The following is a 20,568-nucleotide window of genomic DNA, read 5'->3' as shown; positions in this document are numbered from 1 at the left end:
TGCCCGGCAACGGCAAGATTGGGCGTTGGGCCAGTATCGGCGCGCGGCCGTTTTCATGCAAGCCCGGCGCGGGCGCGTGGTTTCCGTTGTCGCGCTTGGGATCAGCTTCTGTCGCGTCGCGGTTCGCCGCCAGCTCGGCCGCTGCCTACGATCTGGGTCATTCAACAAACACACAAGGGAAAATCCATGATTCGCACACTTCCGTCGGCCTTGCTGTCCGCCGCCCTGCTTGCCCTTCCGCTGGCCAGCGCCCTGGCTCAACCCGCCTGGCCGGACAAGCCGATCACGCTGATCGTCCCCTTCCCGGCCGGCGGCGGCACGGATCTGGTGGTGCGCACGCTGCAGCCGGCGTTGACGCGCGAATTGAAGCAGACCGTGATCATCCAGAACGCCGGCGGCGCGGGCGGCACCGTGGGTTCGGGCCAGGCCGCGCGCGCCAAGCCGGACGGCTACACCGCGCTGGCCGTCACGACCAGCACCACCGCGCTTGCCGCCCACCTGTACAAGAACCTGCCGTACAAGCCGGCCCAGGATTTCGATTACATCGGCTTCATCGGCACGTCGCCCTATGTGCTGGCAGTGCAGCCGGCCCTGAAGGCGGCCACACTTCCCGAAGTGGTCCGCGCATTGAAAGCGCGCTCCGTCGGCACGTATGCGTCGGTGGGCGCCGGTACGGTGTCGCACCTGCTGGGCGAGATGTTCAAGAAGGACGAGAAACTGGACCTGACGCACGTTCCCTACCGTGGCGCGGCGCCCGCCTACACGGATCTGATCGGCGGTCAGGTCGACATCATGTTCGATAACCCCGTGGGCCTGGCGCCCTTCGTGCAGAGCGGCAAGCTGATTGCGGTGGCGACCACCAGCGCCACCCCCATCCTGCCCAACGTCCCCACCTTCGCGGCCCAGGGCATGCCCGCCTACACGCAATCGCTCTGGTACGGCCTGGCCTTTCCCAAGGGCACGCCGCCGGCCATCGTGGAAAAGATGAACGTTGCCTTGAATACGGTGCTGCGGGACCCGGCCATTGCCGCCGACCTGGCCGCCAAGGGCGTGGACGTCAAACCCGGCACGGCAGAGGCGCTGACCCAAACCGTCTCACAAGACCTCGCCTTCTGGGGCGACCTCATCACCAAGACCGGAGTCCAGTTTGACTGACCTTCACCCCAACCTCGTCCCCGCCCAGCCTCCCGCCGGCCAGGCGGCCCTGCTGCGCGTATTCGTCGATCCGTCCCAGCCCCTGCAAGGCGGAAATCCGGTGCCGTTGGTGCTTGACGCGCGCGGCATGTCGGCGGCCGACATGCAGGCGCTGGCCGCGCATCACGGCCACGAGTCGTCCTTCGTGGTGCCTGCCGACCGCGATGATTACCTGTGCCAACTGCGATTCTTCGTGCCCGGCCACGAAATGGAGATGTGCGGCCACGCGACCGTGGGGACGCTCTGGGCGCTGCGGCAATGGCAACGGTGGAGCACGCCGCGCGCCCGCGTTCAGACCCTGAGCGGCAGCGTGGACATCGAATGGGACGAGGCTGGCAATCGCGCCTGGGTGTCGCAACCAGCCGTCGCCACATCCGCGCTCACGCCCGCGCAATGCCGCGCGATCGCCACCGTGCTGCGTATCGACCCCGACTTGCCCGGCCTGCACATGATCAATGCCAGCACCAGCCGGGTAAAGACGTTGGTGCGATTGCCGGCCGTGGCCGACCTGAATGCCTTGGCGCCGGACTTCGATGCGATGCGGGACATCTGCGAAGCCATCGGCTCAACCGGCCTCTACCCTTATGCGCTGAGCGCGGACGGCGCCAGCGCGCGGCAATTTCCCAAGGCGTCCGGCTACCCCGAGGATGCCGCCACCGGCATCGCCGCCGCGGCCTTGTGGGGTTACCTGAACGAAACGGGCAGCGTGCCGGCGGACGGGGTGTACACGGTCCGCCAGGGCGTGGCCATGGGCTCGCCGTCGGCGATCCAGTTGCGCCGGCGCGCGGACGCCCCCGGCTGTTGGCTGAGCGGCGAGACGCAATGGATAAGGTGACCGCTGGCGGCACGCCCGACTCGCGGCTGGCTGCGGCCGGCTGGCGCCTGCCTGCGGCGCCCGTTCCGCGCGGCGCCTATGCGCCCTACCACTTGGCGGCCCTGACCGGCGCAACACTGGTCTGCATCAGCGGCCAGGCCAGCCGGCGGGACGGCACACCGATCGTGGGGATATGCCGGCCTGGCGCCGATCTGGACGCCGCCCGCGCCGCCTGTGCACACGCGGCGCTGAGTGCGCTGAGCGCCCTGCGCGAAGCCTGCGGCGGCAATTTGGACCGCGTGCGCGCCGTGCTGCAATTGCACGGCTATCTGCGCAGCGAGGCGGAATTTGAAGACCACAGTGCGGTGTTGGACGGTGCATCAGCAGTGCTGGAAGCGGCATTCCCGCATATGCCGCGTCCGGCACGCAGTGCGGTGGGAGTAACCAGCCTGCCCGGCCGCAGTTGGGCGGAAATCGAAATCAGCGCGCTGCTGGACGACCGCGGCTGACCCGCCAAGCCAACCCGCCCGCGCTGTCGGGCGGGCGGCACTGATACGACGATAACGGTACGGCTGCCCCGCCGCTTCGGCGGCCAGACTCAATGCCCCGTCGCGTCACCCTGACGACTGGCTTCGAACAGAAACCACGTGCGCCGCTCGGTCTCGTCGATCCAGTTTTCGATCAGGCTGGAACTGGCGATGTCGCGATGCTCGTCGGTGACGTTGTGGGCTTCGCGCAGCGCGGCCGCCAGGACCTTGTTGTCTTCGCGCAGTTCGGCCAGCATGTCCAGCGGCTGCACGTAGTCGGCGTCGTTGTCGGCAATGCGCTGCGACCGCGAAATATGCCCGATGGACCGCAGCGTGGTGCCGCCAATCTTGCGGATGCGTTCGGCGAGGGGGTCGGTCATGGCGAACAGCTGATCACCCTGCTCGTCCAGCAGCAGGTGGTAGTCCCGGAAGTGGGGACCGCTGATGTGCCAATGAAAGTTCTTGGTCTTCAGATACAGCGCAAACACGTCGGCCAGTATCTGGTTCAGCGCGGCGGAGATGTCGCGGGTGGCCTCAGCGGCGAGGTCGGTGGGCGTCGCCAGCGGCGCCTTGCGGCGGTCCTTCAGCGCCTTGGTGGTCTTCTCATTCAGTTTCTTGGCCATGAATCGCAGCTCCTGATTAGAAATCGGAAAACACGTTCGCGGCGCACTTGCAGCCGGCCGCGAGGCACAGCGTAAATCTCCGGCTGCGCTTTGCCAATGGCCGGCACAACGAAGGAGTATGCTACGCCGCTTCGCATCTCCCAGCTTCCCTCACCACCATGCGCGGCAATCCCGACGCCAGGCAAGGCGCCATCGCGTTGCACGGGTTCTATTTCCTGTACTACGGCTTGCAGGGCGTAAGCATCCCGTTCCTGCCGTTGTGGTTCGCGAGCCGGGGACTGGACCCGGCGCTGATCGGGCTGATCGTCGCCACGTCGTTCCTGCCCAAAATCCTGTCGACGCCGATCGTGGCGCACGTGGCGGACCAGACAGGCCGCGCTCATGCGTTGATCGCGTCGGCGCTCGCGGCATCGCTGGCGCTTTTCCTGTGTTACCCGTTCAGCCAGAGTTCAGCTTGGCTGCTGGCAATCACGTTGCTGCTGAACGCGGTGTTTCCCGCCGTCCTGCCGCTGATGGACCGGATGGCGATTGCAAGCGGGCGGGGACAAGGCAATTCCTATACGGTGATGCGCGCGTGCGGGTCGCTGGGATTTGCGACGGTGACGGTGGCGGGCGGCTATCTGATCAAGACGTTCGACACGGACTGGGTGATGTGGCTGTCGATCCTGCTGATCGTCGCGTGCCTGGCCTGCGTGCGCCTGCTGCCGCGGGCAGCACGGCCGGCGGCGGTTGACGCCCCCGTCGATCGCGTACGCCTGCCGATGCGAGAGGTCCTGCGCGACCGCCCTTTGTTGATGTGCATCGCGGCCGCGTCGCTGGTGCAGGCGAGCAACGGCTTTCTGTATTCGTACTCCACGCTGCATTGGACCGCGAACGGGTTGTCGACGGCGATGATCTCGCTGCTGTGGGTGGTGGGGGTGACCAGCGAAGTTCTGTTCTTTTTTCTAGCGCCGCGCATTTTGGCTCGCACGGGTGCGCAGTGGCTGATTCTGACATCGGCCGTCATGACCGCCATTCGCTGGACGGGACTGTCCGCCACCACGGATCCTGCGATTATCGCGGGCCTGCAATTGCTGCAATGCTTCACCCTGGCGGGCAACAACGCCGCGATCATGTGGTACATCACTCGCCGCGTACCGGCGGCATGCAAGACGTCCGCCATCGCCCTCTACGCCATGCTTTCAGGCGGCGTCTTCATGTTCGCCAGCATCCAGCTGGGCGGCGCTCTGTACCGGGCCTATGCACCTGGCGGGTTCCTGGTCATGGCGATATGCGCTGCCGGAGCAGTGCCGCTGGTGATTTATTCGGAGAAGCTGCGGAAGCGGGGTATCGAGTGACGGCAGTATCGTTTTCGAGATTTTTATATCTACGCATGTGATTTTTTGGTTTGTGTTTTTGGGGTTTGACGGGTGCGGATTGCTGGCGATGGTCGGCGTTCTTGGGACGCCCGGCGCGGCGTGGGCCTGGGGTGGGCGGGGCTCCGATTGCGGTCCGGAGCCTTCGCTCCGGACTGCCCCGTGCTCAACCTCGTCCGCCTTCGGCTCCCTTCGGTTTCCGCCGGGCGCATCTAAACGCCCCGCCCACCCCAGGCCCACGCCACACCGGGCTCGAATTGCTTGATCTTTGCGGGCGCTGGGGCGAGTTGGGTTCTTTAGGTTCTTGCATACGGCGGGGTGGTCGAGAAGCGTCTTGCGGTGCCCGCCCCCGGGCGGCCGCGCGGGCGGCCTTCGTGGGCTTACGCGCTGTCTTACGTCGGGGCGATGACGCTTCGCGTGTGGCTGCGTCTGGGTAAGGTGTCTGACACCGGCAGCAGCAACCACCTGCACATTTGTAAGACGGATTCGGGTGTCTGACACCCGAATCATCAGCGCCATTTGATCTGCTATCCATTAATCGTCATTTGAACTCCAGTGCCCGATGGGCGGCGCGCGTACGGGTCGGCAAGCTGACATTGACCGTCGCCGCGCGCCGCCCATCACCGCCCCACCCCCGTATTGGAGCGCCCATTAGCAATCACCTCCCCGCCAGCGCGCAAGCGCACACCGCCCCGACGTCCCACCGCTCATATGCCGGGTTGCCGCCGTCCGGGCGGCAGCAACCCGGCGACCCCGCAAATCCCCTTCCCTGCACACAGGTCTTGTAGCGCGCAAACCAAAGACCCTGGTAGCACGGCGTCGCGGTCACCGGGGAGGCGAGCGCCGTCGATGCGCCCGAGGGAATCTGAAGGCAGTCGCCGAAGGCGACAACGAAGATGACGACGGGGGAGTCCGGAGCGAAGGCTCCGGACCGCAATCGTGGGCGATCGCCTCCCCGGTGACCGCGGCGTCGGGCGACCTACGAAGATCTAATGCAGCCTACGAAGAACGTATCGCGAACAAAGACCGCACCTCTACGAACTGCATAGCCGAACCAACAAAAAAAGGCCCTGCATCAGCAAGGCCTTCCATCCAAAACACTCAGCAGCACCCAATCCGCTTCTTCCCCCCGTATCGCGCCTCCTGGCGCTCCCGGAAGAAATCCTCATAGCTCATTGGCTCCTGGTCAGGATGCGTCCGCCGCATATGCTCGACATACGTCTCGTAATCCGGCACGCCAACCATCAACCGGAGCGTCTGCCCCAGATACCGGCCGGCGGCGCCGGCCGCTGAAGTCATATTGCTGAACAGCATGCGGCTTCTCCTGGATGAAGGTCAGTCCGCGCCAGCCGCAGCGGCTGCGGGCAGCGATTCGTAAGGCGTTTCGCGGGACGTCGGCTTGTTCTCGTTGCGGGCGCGCTGCACCGACTTCAAGCCGAACACCACGATGCTCACCACGACAAAGATGAAGATCGCGCACAGCCCGGCGTTGATGTAGTCGTTCATCACCACCCGCGACATCTCGCCCAGCGACTTCGCCGGCGCCAGCACCTTGCCTTCGGCAATCGCGGCGTTGTACTTGTCGGCGTGGGCCAGGAAGCTCACGCGCGGGTCCGAATGGAACAGCTTCTGCAGACCGGCCGTCAGCGTGCAAGCCAGCAGCCAGAGCGTCGGCAGCACCGTCACCCATGCATAGCGGTCGCGCTTCATCTTGAACAGGACCACCGTGCCCAGCGTCAGCGCAATCGCGGCCAGCATCTGGTTGGCGATGCCGAACAGCGGCCACAGCGTATTGATGCCGCCCAGCGGATCCACCACGCCCTGATACAGGAAGTAGCCCCACGCCGCCACGCACAGGCCCGTGGCGATCAGGTTGGCCGGCAGCGAATCCGTGCGCTTGAGCGACGGCGCGAACGTGCCCAGCAAATCCTGCAGCATGAAGCGGCCCGCGCGGGTGCCGGCGTCAACGGCCGTCAGGATGAACAGCGCTTCGAACAGGATGGCGAAGTGATACCAGAACGCCATCATGCCCGGACCGCCCAGCGCCTGATGCAGGATGTGGGCCATGCCCACCGCCAGCGTCGGAGCGCCGCCCGCGCGCGAGATGATCGTGCTTTCGCCTACGTCCTTGGCCGTCTGCACCAGATCGGCCGGCGTGATCACGAAGCCCCAGCTCGACACCACCTGGGCGACCTGCTCAGGCGACGTGCCGATCACGGCCGCCGGGCTGTTCATTGCGTAGTAGATGCCCGGCTCGATCACGCAAGCCGCGACCAGCGCCATGATGGCGACGAAAGACTCCATCAGCATGCCGCCGTAACCGATGTAGCGGGCCTGGGTTTCGTTCTCGATCAGCTTGGGCGTCGTGCCCGAGGAGATCAGCGCGTGGAAGCCCGACACCGCGCCGCAGGCGATGGTGATGAAGAGGAACGGGAACAGGTTGCCCGACCACACCGGACCGGTGCCGTCGACGAACTGCGTCAGCGCGGGCATCTTCAGTTCCGGGGCGACGACCACGATGCCGATCGCCAGACCGACGATCGTGCCGATCTTCAGGAAGGTCGACAGGTAGTCACGCGGGGCCAGCAGCAGCCACACGGGCAGCACCGAGGCGATGAAGCCGTAGACGATCAGGATCCAGGTCAGGCCCTTCCCGTCGAAGTCGAACATCGGGCCGATGACCGGATGCGCGGCCACGTCCTGACCGAACGTGATGGCCGCCATCAGGCCGACGAAGCCGATGATGGAAACCTCGCCGATCTTGCCCGGACGGATGTAGCGCAGGTACACGCCCATGAACAGCGCGATGGGGATGGTCGCGGCCACCGTGAAGGTGCCCCACGGCGAGTGCGTCAGCGCCTTCACGACGATCAGCGCCAGCACGGCCAGGATGATGACCATGATCATGAACGCGCCGAACAGCGCGATCACGCCCGGGATCTTGCCCAGTTCCGACTTGACCAGGTCGCCCAGCGAGCGGCCGTCGCGGCGGGTCGAGATGAAGAGGATCGTGAAGTCCTGCACGGCGCCGGCGAACACGACGCCGGCCAGGATCCACAGCATGCCGGGCAGGTAGCCCATCTGCGCGGCCAGCACCGGTCCGACCAGGGGGCCCGCGCCGGCGATGGCGGCAAAGTGGTGGCCGAACAGCACGTGCTTGTTGGTGGGCACGTAGTCCAGGCCGTCGTTGTACTTCCAGGCCGGCGTCATGCGCGTCGGGTCAAGCTGGAAGACCTTGCGCGCGATGAAGCGGCTGTAGTAACGGTAGGCGATGAGATAGACGCAGACGGCGGCAATCACCACCCATAGCGCGTTGATGGTCTCCCCTCTGGCCAGCGCCACGGTGCCCAGCGCAAACGCGCCCAGTACCGCAACCGCCAGCCAGACCAGGTGCTGACCCAGTCCCTTACTGCTGGTGTGCATAAGTGCTCCTCTTGCCTCCCGCCATGCTCTTGGCGTGAAACGCTTTTTTCGTCCCGCGGAAGGCAGACTCATTGTTGTGGGGTGGCGGACGCACGCGTCCGCGCTGCGTCAGGTCGACGCGGGCGCCAGTATTGCGCTCTGGCCATCGCGCCAACAAGCGCGGAACTACGCAAGCGAGCTACGTGTTACTACGTCATGCGCCGCAGCAAATTTCCGTGAAAACCGTAAAATCTCCGAACTTTCCGCGTTCCCGCCTCGATACCCTTCCGGTTGATGCGTCGCAGCAAATTCGCTTCGGCCTGATACAAATCCTTATGAAGCTGCGTCTCAAAATCTTGCTGCTTGCGGCAGTCCCGCTGCTGGTGGCCGTCGCCGCCATCACGGTCGCCGTCTACGTGCAGGGATTGCAGTTGGCGCAGCGCGAAAAACAGGTGGTCGAAACCGCCTGGCTGGCCAGCAAGGAAGGCGAGCTGCGCCATTACGTGAACCTGGCGTACAGCGCCATCGCGCCGCTGCAGGCCGCAGGCGACGACGCGGCGACGCGCCAGCGCGCGCTGGACCTGCTGGCGCAGATGGAGTTCGGCCACGACGGCTATTTCTTCGTCTATGACCTGCAGGGCAAGAACCTGATGCATCCGCGCCAGCCCGAGCTGGTCGGGCAAGACCTTTGGAACCTGCGCGACACCAAGGGCCAGGCCGTCATCCAGAACCTGCTGACGGCCGCCCGGCGCGGCGGGCAGCAAGGCGAGGTGGTGCATTACCTCTGGGAAAAACCGTCCACCAACCAGACCGTTGAAAAGCTCGGATACGTGGTGGTGCTGGAACGCTGGGGCTGGATGCTGGGCACCGGCATCTACCTGGACGACGTGCAAGAGGCCCTGGTGCGCATCGACGCCGCGGCGCAGGCCAATATCCGCGACATGTTCGCGTGGGTGGCGGGCATTGCGGCTGTATCCATCCTGGGCGTGGCCGCCTGTGGTCTGGCCCTCAATATCAGCGACCATCGCCAGTCCGACGCCAAGCTGCGGCTGATGGCCCGCCAGATCGTGCGGTCGCAGGAAGACGAGCGCGCCCGCCTGTCGCGGGAACTGCACGACGGCATCAGCCAGGTGCTGGTGTCGGTAAAACTGTCGCTGGAGGCCGCCCGCGAGCGGCTGCGCCAGTCGCACTCGGACGATTCGCGCGCGCTTGCGCACATCGATACGCCGCTGGGCGGCGCCCTGGACCGTCTGAACATGGCGGTGGGCGAGGTCCGCCGCATTTCGCACAACCTGCGTCCCACCCTGCTCGATGACCTGGGCCTGCCCGCCGCGCTGGAGCATCTGGGCCGGGAATTCGCCATCCGCCCCGAGGACGGCGCCCCGCCGCTGGCGGTGGACCTGCACACGGTCGGCCAGCCAGTGAAGCTGCCCGACGCCTACGCGACGGCGCTGTTCCGCGTGACGCAAGAGGCGCTGACCAACGTCATGCGCCATGCCGGCGCCACGCGCGCGGATCTGACTCTGGCGTATTCGGCGCGCGATTTGCGCCTGACCATCACCGACGACGGCTGCGGCTTTGACGACGCCGAGGTCCAGCAGGACCCGCATCGCGGCATCGGCCTGCGCAACATGCGAGAACGCATGAGCGCGCTGTCCGGCACCCTGACCTTTCATTCCACCGCGCAAGGCACGACCTTGCAGGCCTGGCTTCCCCTGCCGCCTCCCGGCGGCCCCCTTCCGACGCCTCCCCAAGCATGATCGACAAACCCGACGCCGTCCGCCTTCTGCTGATCGACGACCACCCCCTGGTGCGCGACGGCCTGCGCCTGCGCCTTGAAACCGTGCCGACGTTGCGGGTAGTAGGTGAAGCCAGCAACGCCGCCGCCGCGCAGGCTTTTCTGGCCGCCTGCATGGCTGAGGATCCGCAGGGCGGCACCCTGCCCCATCTGGCGCTGATGGACCTGAACATGCCCGGCGTCGGCGGCCTGGAGCTGACGGCGCTGCTGCACGAGCGCTATCCGCAGATCGCGGTGCTGGTGCTGTCCATGCACGACAACCCCGAGTACATGGTGCAGGCGGTCAAGGCCGGCGCCCGCGGCTATCTGCTCAAGGACGAGCCCGCGCAGGAGATCATCACCGCCATCGACGCCGTCATGGCCGGCCGCAGCTATTTCAGCGCTGCAGCGGCCGTGCGGCTGTCGCAGGCCAGCGCCCTGGCCACGTTGCTGACGCACCGCGAGCGCGACGTGCTGCGCCACATCGCCGACGGCCATGCCAACAAGCAGATCGCGCAGACGCTGGGATTGTCGGTGCGCACCGTCGAGACGCACCGCCTGAACATCAAGCGCAAGCTGGGCATCGACGGACAGGCCGAACTCATCAAGTACGCGGTCGAAAACCGGGGCGTCTGAACGCAGGAAATACCCCCACACGCCACGGGTAAGCCCGCGGTCCGCCCGCCGCGCTGAGGTAGACTTGCGACACCTACGCATTACGCCCAGCGTTACGCCACGCATCACCCTTTGCATCACTGCGCGCCAGAGGGCGCGCCGCCAGGAGTCCCCATGTCATTGGAAAAGCACTACACCGCCATTCTCGAAGCACTAGGGGAAGATCCGTCCCGCGAAGGGCTGGCCGACACGCCGGCCCGCGCCGCCAAGGCCATGCGCCACCTGTGCCGCGGCTACGACCAGAACCTGGAAGAAATCGTCAACGGCGCGCTGTTCACGTCGGACACGCGCGAGATCGTCCTGGTCAAGAACATCGAGCTGTACTCGCTGTGCGAGCACCACATGCTGCCCTTCATCGGCAAGGCGCACGTGGCCTACCTGCCCGCCGGCAAGGTGCTGGGCCTGTCCAAGGTGGCCCGCATCGTCGAGATGTACGCGCGCCGCCTGCAGATTCAGGAAAACCTCAGCCGCCAGGTGGCTGAAGCCGTGCAAAGCGTCACCGGCGCGGCTGGCGTTGCGGTCGTGATCGAGGCGCAGCACATGTGCATGATGATGCGCGGCGTCGAAAAGCAGAATTCCTCCATGGTCACGTCGGTGATGCTGGGCGAATTCCACGAAAACCCGTCCACGCGTGCGGAGTTTCTCAGCCTGATCCGCTGATCGGTGTCTGACACCCTGGTGGCACAGCCGTGATCTGACGGCGCTCTCTGCAGGGTGTCAGACACCTTGCCAGCCATCTCATCCATTTGGCGCATATCGCGGGCCCGCCCGCTGCGACGACGATGCCCGTTCGGGCATGGGCGGCGCAGCCGGCGGGCCCGGTTGCTTTTGGCACCTACTGATCCGGACATCTGGCCCTAGCGTTCTGGTCCCATCCGGGCAAACTGGCACCAGCAAGCCGGTCGCGCCGGGGCGCGGCCGTTCTCTCCCGGAGATCTCCATGAACGCGATATACCGCCTGATTCGCCGCTGCACCCTGGCCGGCCTGGCCGCCGCGCTACTGGCTGCGCCCGCCTACGCGCAGACCAAACTCGTGGTGGGCTACCAGCTCATCGTCGGGCCGTTCCTGTCCGCCATCGCGGACGGCAGTTTCGACAAGGCCCTGAAAGAGGCCGGCTACCAGGTGGACTGGCGCCAGTTCACCTCGGGCGGCGACATCTCGACCGCCCTGGCCTCGGGCAACGTGCCGGTCGGCGTGCTGGGATCGACCGGGATCACCTCGGCCGCCACACGCGGCGTGGACATGCAGCTCTTCTGGATCCTGGACAATATCGGCAAATCCGAAGCGCTGGTGGCGCGCAACGGCTCCGGCATCAACAGCACCGCCGACCTTAAGGGCAAGCGCATTGCCACGCCGTTTGTGTCGACGTCGCACTTTCATTTGCTGGTCGGGCTTGAGCAGGTCTGGAAGGTGCCGCCGCGCGACGTGCGCATCCTGAATATGCAGCCGCCGCAGATCGTGGCCGCCTGGCAGCGCGGCGACATCGACGCCGCCTACGTCTGGCCGCCCGCGCTGACCGAGATCGCCAAGACCGGCAAGATCATCGCCGACTCCGAACAGATCGGCGCGGCCAGCGTGCCGACCTTCGACGGCATCGTGGTGGACAAGGCCTGGGCGCAGAAAAACCCGAAGTTCATGGCCGCCTTCACGGGGGTGCTGGCCAAGTCCTACGCGGACTATCGCGCCAACAGCGCCAAGTGGACGGCGGATTCGCCGCAGGTCAAGGGCATCGTCAAGCTGATTGGCGGAAAGCCTGAAGACATCGTCGAGGCACTGGGCCTCCTGGTCTTCCCGACGGTGGAAGAACAGGCCTCCAAAACCTGGCTGGGCGGCGGCAAGGACTCGGGCGCCGCGCGCGCCTTCGCGGCCAGCGCCAAGTTCCTGAAGGATCAGAAGCAGATCGACAAGGCACTGGACGACTACAGCCCGTTCGTGACGGATCAGTACGCGAAGGCGGCCGCGAAGTAATTCACGCGACCCGTCCGACCCGGCCCGGCGCCACCCCGGCGCCGGCCGCAGCGCGAAGACGAGGCCTGCCGCCGCAGGCCTCGCCACAACGATCAGGGGGAACAGCATGACCATGCAGTCCACATCCGCCGCGCAGCGCCTGTGCGCGGAAGGCGTCAGCGTCACCTATCCCGGCCTGCACGACAGCGGCCCCGTCATCGCGCTGCACGACGTCAACCTGACCATCCAGCCCGGCGAGTTCGTCGTCGCGTTGGGAGCATCAGGCTGCGGCAAGACCACGTTGCTCAGCCTGCTGGCGGGCTTTCTGTCGCCGACCGAGGGCGAGATCACGCTGGGCGGAAACCCCATCGTCGGGCCGGGCGCCGACCGCGGCGTGGTGTTCCAGAAGCACGCCCTGCTGCCCTGGCTGAACGTGCTGGAAAACACCGAATTCGGCCTGAAGCTGCAAGGCGTCGACAAGGACACCCGCCGTGCCCGCGCCCGCCGCAATCTTGAACTGGTGGGCCTGCAGGATTTTCACCGGCACATGATCTACCAGCTGTCGGGCGGCATGCAGCAGCGCGTGGGCATCGCGCGCGCGCTGACCTGCGACCCCGCCATGCTGCTGATGGACGAGCCCATGGCCGCGCTGGACGCGCTGACCCGGGAAACCATCCAGGAGCTGCTGCTGGATATCTGGCGGCAGACCAACAAGATGTTTTTCTTCATCACCCACAGCGTGGAAGAAGCGCTCTTCCTGGGATCGCGGCTGATCGTCATGTCGCCGCGCCCGGGCCGGATCACGCACACGTTCGAGCCCGCCTTCAACCGGCGCTACCTGGAGACCCGCGATGGCCGTGGCATCAAATCCAGTCCCGACTTCATCGCCATGCGAGAAGAAGTCCTCGGCATCATCTACGGGGACGAGCGCGCCGCCTCCCCGCACGCCCTCCATGCCTAAGCGCCGCATCGGCCACACGCCGGCGGCGCCGGGCAAGGTGTACGGGGCGCCGGGAGCGGGCTACAGCGGCCACATCAGCCTGCTGACCAGCCTGGCGCTGATCGCGCTGTGGTTCCTGGTGACCAGCGCCGGCTGGGTGCGGCCGCTGTTCCTGCCGTCGCCCATCGCGGTGTACGACAAGTTCGTCTTTGCGATGACCGAAGGGGTGGCCAATTCCACGCTGACCGAGCACGCGCTCGCCAGCCTGGGCCGCGTGTTCGGCGCGTTCTTCCTGGCGTGCGTCACGGCCATTCCGGTCGGCATCCTGATGGGCGTGAACCGCTACGCGCGCGGCGTCTTCGATCCGCCGATCGAGTTCTACCGCCCGCTGCCGCCGCTCGCTTATCTGCCGCTCATCATCATCTGGTTCGGCATCGGCGAATTCCCCAAGATCCTGCTGATCTACCTGGCCATCTTCGCGCCCATGGCAATCGCCGCGCGCGCGGGCGTACGGTCGGTGTCGATCGAACAGATCCACGCCGCCTACGCCATGGGCGGGACCAGCCGCCAGATCGTCTGGCACGTGATCCTGAAGGCGGCCATGCCGGAAATCTTCACGGGCATGCGCATCGGTATCGGGGTCGGCTGGACGACGCTGGTCGCCGCCGAGATGGTGGCGGCCGACCGGGGCCTGGGCTTCATGGTGCTGAACGCCGCGCAGTTCCTGGCCAGCGACACGGTCATCATGGGCATCATCGTGATCGGGCTGTTCGCGTTCGCCTTCGACCTGCTGGTGCGTTACCTGGAACGCTTCGCCATTCCGTGGAAGGGACGAATCTGACAGGGCAATCCCGCATTCCTTCCCCCATCCGGCTCCTTTATTCTGAGACTCGGACACCCCGGGCGCGGCAGCGCGGCGCCCGTGAGGTCCGCAGTCAAAAGGAGCCAGCCATGTCCAGCCAGGCCTCGATGCTCAAGCCTGTGTTGTGGGAACGCCTGTTCGAAAAGGCCAGCGCGCCCAACCTCAGCCTGCAGGGGCGCGTGCGCCAGATGCTGGTGTCGGCCATCCTGAGCGGCCACCTGCCGCCCGGCATGCCGGTGCCGTCCAGCCGCTACCTCGCCGACCAGTTGCGCATCGCGCGCAATACCGTGGTGTTTGCGTACCAGCAACTCGTGTGCGAAGGGTATCTCGTGTCGCGCGAACGCAGCGGCCACTTCGTCAGCGATACCGTCATGGAAGGCCACTCGGGTCCCGCGACGGACGCTTCACCGGCGGACGCGCCCGAAACCGGTGGCGTGCGCTGGGAAGAGCGTCTGCGCTTTCGCCCCTCGCGGCAACGCAACATCACCAAGCCCCGCGACTGGCAGAAACAGCCCTATCCCTTCGTCTACGGCCAGTTCGACCAAGACCTGTTCCCTACCGCCGAATGGCGCGAATGCTGCATCAAGGCGCTGTCGGTGCTGGACATCCGCAGCTGGGCGCCGGACCTCATCACGCACGACGACCCCGCGCTCATCGAACAGATCCGCACGCAGGTGCTGCCGCGCCGCGGCGTGTGGGCCGACGCCGAGGAAATCGTCATCACGGTCGGCGCGCAGCACGCGCTTTATCTGCTGGCCGATCTGCTGGTGAACGAAGACACCGTGGTCGGCATGGAAGACCCGGGCTATCCGGACGCGCGCAATATCTTCGCCAGCCACACGCGCCATCTGCTGCCGCTGCCCGTGGACGAACAGGGGCTGCGCACGGGGACGCAACTGCTCGGATGCGATTACCTGTTCGTCACGCCGGGCCATCATTGTCCGACTACCGTCACGCTGTCGATGGAGCGGCGCGCCTCCCTGCTGGCAATGGCGCGGCAGGCCGACAGCCTCATCATCGAGGACGACTTCGAAAGTGAAAGCCGCTGGGGCGAAGGCGCGATCCCCGCGCTGAAAAGCCTGGACCGGGACGGCCGCGTGATCTACGTGGGCAGCCTGGCCAAGTCCTTCGCGCCGGGCCTGCGCATCGGCTACATCGTCGCGCCGCGCGAGCTGGCCGCCGAGCTGCGCGCGCTGCGCCGCCTGATGCTGCGCCACCCGTCCGCGTACATCCAGCGCGCGTTCTCGCTGTTCATCTCGCTGGGGCATCACCATTCGCTGCTGCGCCGCCAGTCGCAGGCTTACCAGAAGCGCGGCGCCGAACTGGCGCAGGCGTTGGCGCGGCACCTGCCGGACTTCACGGCCATTCCCATCACCGGTTCGTCCTCGTGCTGGCTGCAGGGGCCGCCGTGGCTCAATGCGGCGGCGTTGTCCGAAGCCGCGCTGGCCGAAGGCGTCGTGGTCGAACCGGGGGATGTGTTCTTCATGGACGGCGCCAACGCGCCGCGGAACTTCCTGCGCGTGGGGTTTACGTCGATCCGGCCGGAGCATATCGAACCGGGCATCGCGCGGCTGGCAAAGGTGGTCGACGCCCAGCGGCGCGTGGCGCAGGATCTCGTGCTGGACGGTGTATGACACCCGAATCAGTCCTACGTTCTGATGGGGTGTCTGACACCTGAATCCGTCCTACGTTTTGACGGGGTGTCTGACACCTCAATCAGTCCTACAAGTCTTGAAGGTGCCAGAGGCCCGCGTACTGCTACAGCAACTCGTCCCGCAGGTAATACCAGCGATACAACAACCCCTGCCCGATGCGGCGGAACGGGGCGAACAGGTGTCCCGGTAGCGGCGTGTCGTAGATCGGCAGGTTCCACGCGATCCCATCCTTGCCCATCATCCGTTGCGCCAGCCGCCTGCCGGCATGCGCCGAAAACGCCACCCCGTTGCCGCCATAACCGAAGGCGTAATACACCTGCTGCGCCGGGTCCGGTTGCGTGACGCGCGGCATCATGTCGTGGCTGACGTCTACCCAGCCCCACCACGAATACGCCACGTCCACACCGCGCAGCGCCGGGAACTTGCGGGCGAGGCCCTCGCGCAGCAGCGCTAGGTGGCGCGGGTTTTCGGCGTCTGCGCCGCGTAGCGCGCTGCGGCTGCCGATCTGCATGCGGCCGTCGGGCAGCAGGCGGTAGTAGAAGCGCAGCGTGCGCGTGTCCGTGATGAACACCGTGCTTTTCAACCCCGCCGCCTCGCGTTCCTCGGCCGACAGCACGCGCGTGACCATCGAATTGGACAGCACCGGCATGATGCGGTTGTCCAGCAGCCGGTTGACGCCCTGCGCGGTGTAGCCGCCGGTGGCGAAGGCCACGCGCCGGGCGCGCACCGTGCCGCCGGGGGTTTGCAGCCGGTACATGCCGTTTTCCACGCGCCAGCCCAGCACGGGGCTGGACGGATGGATGCGCACGCCCAGCGCCCGCGCCTGCCGCAGATAACCGTACGCAAGCTTGAGCGGATGCACGCCGACACCGTCGGGCTCGTGCATGGCGCCCACCGCCTCGCGATCATCCACATACCGTTCGTGCAATTCGGCGCGGCTGAGCATCTTGGTGTCGTAACCGAAGACGTCGTGCATCACGCGCGCTTCGTTCTGCAGGAAGGCCATCTTCTTCTGGCGATGCGCCGTGTACAGATGGCCGCCGGGCTGCGCGTCGCAGTCCACCTGCGCGACCAGGCTCTTCCAATACTCGAAGCCTTCGCGGATCTCCGCGTCCAGGCGTTTGGCCGTGTCCAGCCCCCAGCGTTCGATCCACTGCGAGCGGTACAGGCGCCCCGACGCATTCTGCCCCTGGCCGCCATTGCGGCTGGTGCACCCCCACACCGCGCGGTTGGCCTCCAGCACGACGGCCTTCACGCCAAAATCGCGTGCCAGCGCCAGCGCCGCCGACAAGCCCGTGAAGCCGGAGCCGACAATCACCACGTCAGCGTCGATGTCGCCGCGGATCGGCCCGTCGTCCTCGGGCGGTGCGCCGGCCGTCGCGACCCAGTAGGTGGGCGCGTAGTCCTGGCCCTGTCCGGGCGGCGATACCAGCGGATCGTAGGCCGGGTTGTAGGCGTTGATGGCGGCGCCGGACGCGGGCGCCGGGCGGGAGATGCCGGCCGACATTTGCGTATCCATGATGGCGGCTAGGCACGTGCCGGCAAGGCGGGACGCTGCTTGCGGAACGCGTTCTTCACCTGGATCTTGCCGTCCTTGAACGTGAACACGTCCACCATGTCGGCCTCCACCCGCGAGCCGTCCGCCGCCGTGCCGCGGAACGTGGACTCGGAGACGCCGCGATCGCCGGCCACCCAGTGCCGGCCGTTCTCCCATTGCGCGTCCGGGAAGTTCTTCCAGGCCGCGGCAAAGGCCGCGCGCACCGCTTCCGGGCCGGCATGGCGGCTGCCGTACTGTTCGGGGCCGCCGACGGTCTCGAACACGCAGTCTTCGCTCATGAATGACATCAGGGCGTCGATATCGTGCCGGTTCCAGGCGGCCGCAAACTCGGCCAGCATTTCCACGGTGACGGTCTGTTGCATTGCCTACCCTCCTTCGCTGGCGCGGCGCGAGATGCGTCCACGCTGAACCCTCAAGGTACGTGCGCGGCGTGCGCGCCGGTAGGACCAGACGCGGGGAATCGCTTGCACCAGAACTAGCGCAGCGGCACGGCGTGGGCCGCGTCCAGGGTGACGTCGACATTGATGTCGTGCAGCGCCGCCCGGTCCAGAAGCGTCGCGATTACCGGCATGTTGGTGACGCCGCGCATACCAATCACGACCAGCGAGGGTTCGCATCGATCAGCCGGCGCGCGCGCCTGCGTGTCAAAGCGCACGCGCCGTCCCGCGAATTGCACCAGCACCCAACCGTGCCGGCTGGTGCGGACCCAGCCCTTGGCGCGCAGCACGTCGCGGGGCAACTGCTTCAGGCGCTCGGCGAGCATGTCGGCGTCCAGTAACGCGGGGGCTCGCCATAGCCAGCTTTGGAACGGATGGGCGGGATCGGACGGGTCGACGTGGCGCGGCATGTGTCCGCCCACGCGAACGCCGCCGAGCTCGTCGCCGTGGGCGCCGACAACGCGGCCGCCATGGCCGTGTCCGCAGATAGCACCATCGCCGTGCCTGTCGCCATGGCCGCAACCATGCTCCGCCTCATGCCCGCTTGCCGTCCCCTCACCCACGCCGATCAACACCCCCAAATCCACCCGCCCCTCACACGCCCGCACCACGGGCGCGCCGCCGCTAGCCTCGCGCAGCCAATCCTGAACTGCCGCCAGCGCATCCGACGCCACCAGATCGATCTTGTTCAACACCAGCAAATCCGCCGCGCGAAGCTGCCGCTGCACCGTATCGGCCAACAGCGGATCCGCCGCCACCTCGCGGATGGCCCCCGCATCGACCAGCACCACCACGCCCTCCAGTTGCAGCAGCGGATCGGCCATCCCCACCTGCGCGATCCGACCGGGATCAGATACGCCACTCGCCTCGATGACAATCCATTCGGGCAACGGATCCAGCGCCAGCACACGCGCCAGCGCATCATCCATTCCGCCCGCCATCGAGCAGCAGACGCAACCGTTGGCCAGCCGGATCACGTTGTCGGCGCGATCCGCGATGAGGCCTGCATCGATGTCCACGGGCCCGAAGTCATTCACCAGCACCGCCGCGCGGCGCGCGCTGGCGGTCAGCACATGATTCAGCAAGGTGGTCTTGCCCGCACCCAGAAAGCCGCCCACCACCGTCAGCGGAATGCGCGCCACGTCACGCCTCCCGCAGCGGCAGCGGACGCCCGCCGATGACCGTGCCCAGCACCTTCAGATCTTTCAGCGTTTCCGGCGCGGCGGCCGACGGATCGTCCGCCAGCACGCAGAAATCCGCATATTTTCCGACCTCGATCGACCCGACCAGATGGTCCATGTGCAGCGTGTAGGCCGCGCCCAGTGTGATCGCATGCAGGGCGGCGTCAACGCCGATGCGCTCGGACTCGCCCAGCACGCGGCCGGAGGCCGTCTGCCGGTTCACCGCGCACCATGCCGTGAACAGCGGCCCAAGCGGCGTGATGGGCGCATCGGAATGGATGGCGTACGGCACCCCTGCGCGCGCCGCCGACGCGCAGGCGTCCATGCGGTTGGCGCGATCCGGTCCCATCGTCAACGCGTAGTGGGCGTCGCCCCAGTAGTAGATGTGATTGGCAAAGAGATTCACGCACATGCCCAGGCTCGCCATCCGGCGGAACTGGGCGGCGTCGGCCATCTGGCAATGCTGCAACGTGTGGCGATGGTCGCGCCGCGGCGTGCGCTGCAACGCGCGGTCCACGGCTTCAATCGCAAGCTGCGTGGCCTCGTCGCCGTTGGTGTGGATGTGAAGCTGCGCGCCGGCGTCGTGATAGGTCTGCACCATCGCATCCAGTTCGGACGGCGCGATCACCCAGATACCGTTTGGCGCGCCGTTGAAATAGCCGGGCCAGCGCACGCGTGCCGTGAAGCCCTGAATCGATCCATCGACCACCAGCTTCACCATGCCCAGATGCAGCTTGCCGTGATTCAGCCGCCGCGCGGCCGCCAGCTTTTCCAGGCAGCCCGCCGCGTTGCCCGCGTAGGTCAGCGCCGAGGCAGCGGGCACGATGCGCACCGGATAATCCAGCTCACCCGTCACCCGCGCCAGCGTCGCCAGGCCTTCATCATTCAACTCATTGACCAAATCCGTCGCGGTGGTCACGCCGGCCCACTGCGCTACCTTGCCGAACATCCGCAGCCCTTCTTCCGTCAGGCCGACCGTGCGGAACGGGCTGCCGATCAGCCGCATGACCGGGAACATGGCCGCGAATTCGCAGAGCTCGCCGCTGGGTCTTCCATCATCGAGCCGCGTCACGCCCTCGATGTCGGTGTCGCGATCGATGCCCGCCCGAGCCAGCATGGGCGAGTTGACGTTCATGAGGTGCATGCTGGCGTGCATGACCACGATGGGCCGCTGCGCCGACACGGCGTCCAGGTCATGAATGCTCATGCGGTCGCCGCCGAAGAAGATGGGATCGAAGCCCCAGCCGATCAGCGTCTCGCCCTGCGCCAGCGCGCCCTCGGCATCCCGAAGCCGCGCCGCCACTTCCGCGAAGCTTTTCAGGCCGGACCAGAGCTTGCCGTCCGGACCGCGCCGGTCATAAAAGCCCACGTAGACGAACTTCCACATGCCGCCCTCGGGCAGATGGCAATGGCCTTCCACCAGGCCCGGCATCAGCACGCTGTCCGCGAAGCGGTCATCGACTTCTGCCGGCCCCCAGCCGGCCAGATCCTCCCGGCTGCCCACGCCAAGAATCCGGCCATCGCGCACGGCAACATGCGTGGCGCGCGGCTGCGCGGGGTTCATGGTCAGGATGGATCGGGCGACATAAAGCGTCGTGGAGCCGGAAGGCTGGGTCATCG

At 66.6% G+C, this 20,568-nt stretch carries 18 protein-coding genes; 11 read left to right on the top strand and 7 right to left on the bottom strand.

Translation table 11 applies throughout. The annotated features are described in order from the left end of the window. Positions 1-186: 186 nt before the first annotated feature. From KW836_RS13545 to KW836_RS13535, 3 genes are read left to right on the top strand one after another with little or no spacing between them, the layout of a single operon-like run. Positions 187-1,155: a tripartite tricarboxylate transporter substrate binding protein gene (locus tag KW836_RS13545; RefSeq protein WP_255595548.1), complete on the top strand. Its 969-nt coding sequence runs from the start codon at positions 187-189 to the stop codon at positions 1,153-1,155. After that, a complete protein-coding gene (locus KW836_RS13540) occupies positions 1,148-2,029 on the top strand; it encodes a PhzF family phenazine biosynthesis protein (RefSeq protein ID WP_218343597.1) in 882 nt (293 codons plus the stop codon). The genes KW836_RS13545 and KW836_RS13540 overlap by 8 nt, the downstream gene beginning before the upstream one ends. After that, positions 2,017-2,517, top strand: coding sequence for a RidA family protein (locus KW836_RS13535; RefSeq protein WP_218343596.1), 501 nt, complete (start codon positions 2,017-2,019; stop codon positions 2,515-2,517). Before KW836_RS13540 ends, KW836_RS13535 begins: the two co-directional genes overlap by 13 nt. A gap of 89 nt (positions 2,518-2,606) precedes the next feature. Here the strand turns inward: KW836_RS13535 and KW836_RS13530 are convergent, their stop codons facing one another. Continuing rightward, positions 2,607-3,158: a Dps family protein gene (locus KW836_RS13530; RefSeq protein WP_175121857.1), complete on the bottom strand. Its 552-nt coding sequence runs from the start codon at positions 3,156-3,158 to the stop codon at positions 2,607-2,609. A gap of 158 nt (positions 3,159-3,316) precedes the next feature. Between KW836_RS13530 and KW836_RS13525 the strand changes: the two genes are divergently transcribed. Next, positions 3,317-4,495 carry an MFS transporter gene (locus tag KW836_RS13525; RefSeq protein ID WP_218344275.1) on the top strand — a complete coding sequence of 393 codons (1,179 nt, stop codon included), beginning with the start codon at positions 3,317-3,319 and terminating at the stop codon, positions 4,493-4,495. A 1,119-nt stretch (positions 4,496-5,614) separates the two neighbouring features. On the opposite strand, the gene KW836_RS13520 is transcribed toward KW836_RS13525, so the two are convergent. Both KW836_RS13520 and KW836_RS13515 read right to left on the bottom strand, forming a co-directional pair. Next, positions 5,615-5,827 (bottom strand): YbdD/YjiX family protein, encoded by a 213-nt coding sequence (locus tag KW836_RS13520; protein ID WP_085945451.1) that lies wholly within the window; start codon positions 5,825-5,827, stop codon positions 5,615-5,617. Positions 5,828-5,848: 21 nt separating this feature from the next. Beyond that, complete coding sequence (locus KW836_RS13515; protein WP_175121859.1) at positions 5,849-7,936, bottom strand: carbon starvation CstA family protein; 2,088 nt, start codon at positions 7,934-7,936, stop codon at positions 5,849-5,851. Between the two features lie 314 nt (positions 7,937-8,250). On the opposite strand from KW836_RS13515, the gene KW836_RS13510 reads away from it, so the two are divergent. The 7 genes from KW836_RS13510 to KW836_RS13480 all read left to right on the top strand — a co-directional run bounded on the left by KW836_RS13510 (position 8,251) and on the right by KW836_RS13480 (position 15,751). Beyond that, positions 8,251-9,675: a cache domain-containing protein gene (locus tag KW836_RS13510; protein WP_175121860.1), complete on the top strand. Its 1,425-nt coding sequence runs from the start codon at positions 8,251-8,253 to the stop codon at positions 9,673-9,675. Then, positions 9,672-10,328: a response regulator transcription factor gene (locus KW836_RS13505; RefSeq protein WP_175121861.1), complete on the top strand. Its 657-nt coding sequence runs from the start codon at positions 9,672-9,674 to the stop codon at positions 10,326-10,328. The genes KW836_RS13510 and KW836_RS13505 overlap by 4 nt, the downstream gene beginning before the upstream one ends. 153 nt (positions 10,329-10,481) lie before the next feature. Next, on the top strand, positions 10,482-11,027 hold the full coding sequence (gene folE / locus KW836_RS13500) for a GTP cyclohydrolase I FolE (RefSeq protein WP_056316955.1): 546 nt from the start codon (positions 10,482-10,484) through the stop codon (positions 11,025-11,027). Between the two features lie 280 nt (positions 11,028-11,307). Further along, positions 11,308-12,336, top strand: a complete 1,029-nt coding sequence (tauA, locus tag KW836_RS13495; protein WP_175121862.1) for a taurine ABC transporter substrate-binding protein — start codon at positions 11,308-11,310, stop codon at positions 12,334-12,336. A gap of 106 nt (positions 12,337-12,442) precedes the next feature. Then, entirely contained in the window at positions 12,443-13,276 is an 834-nt protein-coding gene (locus KW836_RS13490; RefSeq protein WP_218343595.1) for a taurine ABC transporter ATP-binding protein, read from the top strand. Further along, positions 13,269-14,096, top strand: coding sequence for an ABC transporter permease subunit (locus tag KW836_RS13485; protein WP_105238604.1), 828 nt, complete (start codon positions 13,269-13,271; stop codon positions 14,094-14,096). Before KW836_RS13490 ends, KW836_RS13485 begins: the two co-directional genes overlap by 8 nt. A gap of 110 nt (positions 14,097-14,206) precedes the next feature. Continuing rightward, positions 14,207-15,751 (top strand): PLP-dependent aminotransferase family protein, encoded by a 1,545-nt coding sequence (locus tag KW836_RS13480; protein WP_218343593.1) that lies wholly within the window; start codon positions 14,207-14,209, stop codon positions 15,749-15,751. 124 nt (positions 15,752-15,875) lie between these two features. On the opposite strand, the gene KW836_RS13475 is transcribed toward KW836_RS13480, so the two are convergent. The 4 genes from KW836_RS13475 to KW836_RS13460 all read right to left on the bottom strand — a co-directional run bounded on the left by KW836_RS13475 (position 15,876) and on the right by KW836_RS13460 (position 20,566). Continuing rightward, a complete protein-coding gene (locus KW836_RS13475) occupies positions 15,876-17,291 on the bottom strand; it encodes an FAD-binding oxidoreductase (RefSeq protein WP_175139212.1) in 1,416 nt (471 codons plus the stop codon). 8 nt (positions 17,292-17,299) lie between these two features. Then, the gene (locus KW836_RS13470; RefSeq protein ID WP_175121866.1) at positions 17,300-17,692 is read right to left on the bottom strand and encodes a nuclear transport factor 2 family protein; all 393 of its coding nucleotides are present in this window, start codon (positions 17,690-17,692) and stop codon (positions 17,300-17,302) included. Between the two features lie 113 nt (positions 17,693-17,805). Further along, positions 17,806-18,909: a CobW family GTP-binding protein gene (locus tag KW836_RS13465; RefSeq protein WP_218343591.1), complete on the bottom strand. Its 1,104-nt coding sequence runs from the start codon at positions 18,907-18,909 to the stop codon at positions 17,806-17,808. A 1-nt stretch (position 18,910) separates the two neighbouring features. Next, positions 18,911-20,566 carry an amidohydrolase gene (locus tag KW836_RS13460; protein WP_218343590.1) on the bottom strand — a complete coding sequence of 552 codons (1,656 nt, stop codon included), beginning with the start codon at positions 20,564-20,566 and terminating at the stop codon, positions 18,911-18,913. Positions 20,567-20,568: the final 2 nt, after the last annotated feature.

The organism is Achromobacter sp. ACM05 (assembly GCF_019218915.1).
Lineage (GTDB): Bacteria > Pseudomonadota > Gammaproteobacteria > Burkholderiales > Burkholderiaceae_B > Achromobacter > Achromobacter animicus.
The sequence above is the reverse complement of the archived record's forward strand: the minus strand, read 5'-3'. Positions and strand labels throughout refer to the sequence as shown.

Bases quoted from the DNA above. Each gene is read 5' to 3' on its own strand.
- tauA (WP_175121862.1), top strand. From the start codon at position 11,308: ATGAACGCGATATACCGCCTGATTCGCCGCTGCACCCTGGCCGGCCTG.
- KW836_RS13515 (WP_175121859.1), bottom strand. From the start codon at position 7,936: ATGCACACCAGCAGTAAGGGACTGGGTCAGCACCTGGTCTGGCTGGCG.
- KW836_RS13525 (WP_218344275.1), top strand. From the start codon at position 3,317: ATGCGCGGCAATCCCGACGCCAGGCAAGGCGCCATCGCGTTGCACGGG.
- KW836_RS13520 (WP_085945451.1), bottom strand. From the start codon at position 5,827: ATGCTGTTCAGCAATATGACTTCAGCGGCCGGCGCCGCCGGCCGGTAT.
- folE (WP_056316955.1), top strand. From the start codon at position 10,482: ATGTCATTGGAAAAGCACTACACCGCCATTCTCGAAGCACTAGGGGAA.
- KW836_RS13485 (WP_105238604.1), top strand. From the start codon at position 13,269: ATGCCTAAGCGCCGCATCGGCCACACGCCGGCGGCGCCGGGCAAGGTG.
- KW836_RS13475 (WP_175139212.1), bottom strand. From the start codon at position 17,291: ATGGATACGCAAATGTCGGCCGGCATCTCCCGCCCGGCGCCCGCGTCC.
- KW836_RS13510 (WP_175121860.1), top strand. From the start codon at position 8,251: ATGAAGCTGCGTCTCAAAATCTTGCTGCTTGCGGCAGTCCCGCTGCTG.
- KW836_RS13490 (WP_218343595.1), top strand. From the start codon at position 12,443: ATGACCATGCAGTCCACATCCGCCGCGCAGCGCCTGTGCGCGGAAGGC.
- KW836_RS13470 (WP_175121866.1), bottom strand. From the start codon at position 17,692: ATGCAACAGACCGTCACCGTGGAAATGCTGGCCGAGTTTGCGGCCGCC.
- KW836_RS13530 (WP_175121857.1), bottom strand. From the start codon at position 3,158: ATGGCCAAGAAACTGAATGAGAAGACCACCAAGGCGCTGAAGGACCGC.
- KW836_RS13505 (WP_175121861.1), top strand. From the start codon at position 9,672: ATGATCGACAAACCCGACGCCGTCCGCCTTCTGCTGATCGACGACCAC.
- KW836_RS13535 (WP_218343596.1), top strand. From the start codon at position 2,017: ATGGATAAGGTGACCGCTGGCGGCACGCCCGACTCGCGGCTGGCTGCG.
- KW836_RS13545 (WP_255595548.1), top strand. From the start codon at position 187: ATGATTCGCACACTTCCGTCGGCCTTGCTGTCCGCCGCCCTGCTTGCC.
- KW836_RS13480 (WP_218343593.1), top strand. From the start codon at position 14,207: ATGTCCAGCCAGGCCTCGATGCTCAAGCCTGTGTTGTGGGAACGCCTG.
- KW836_RS13460 (WP_218343590.1), bottom strand. From the start codon at position 20,566: ATGACCCAGCCTTCCGGCTCCACGACGCTTTATGTCGCCCGATCCATC.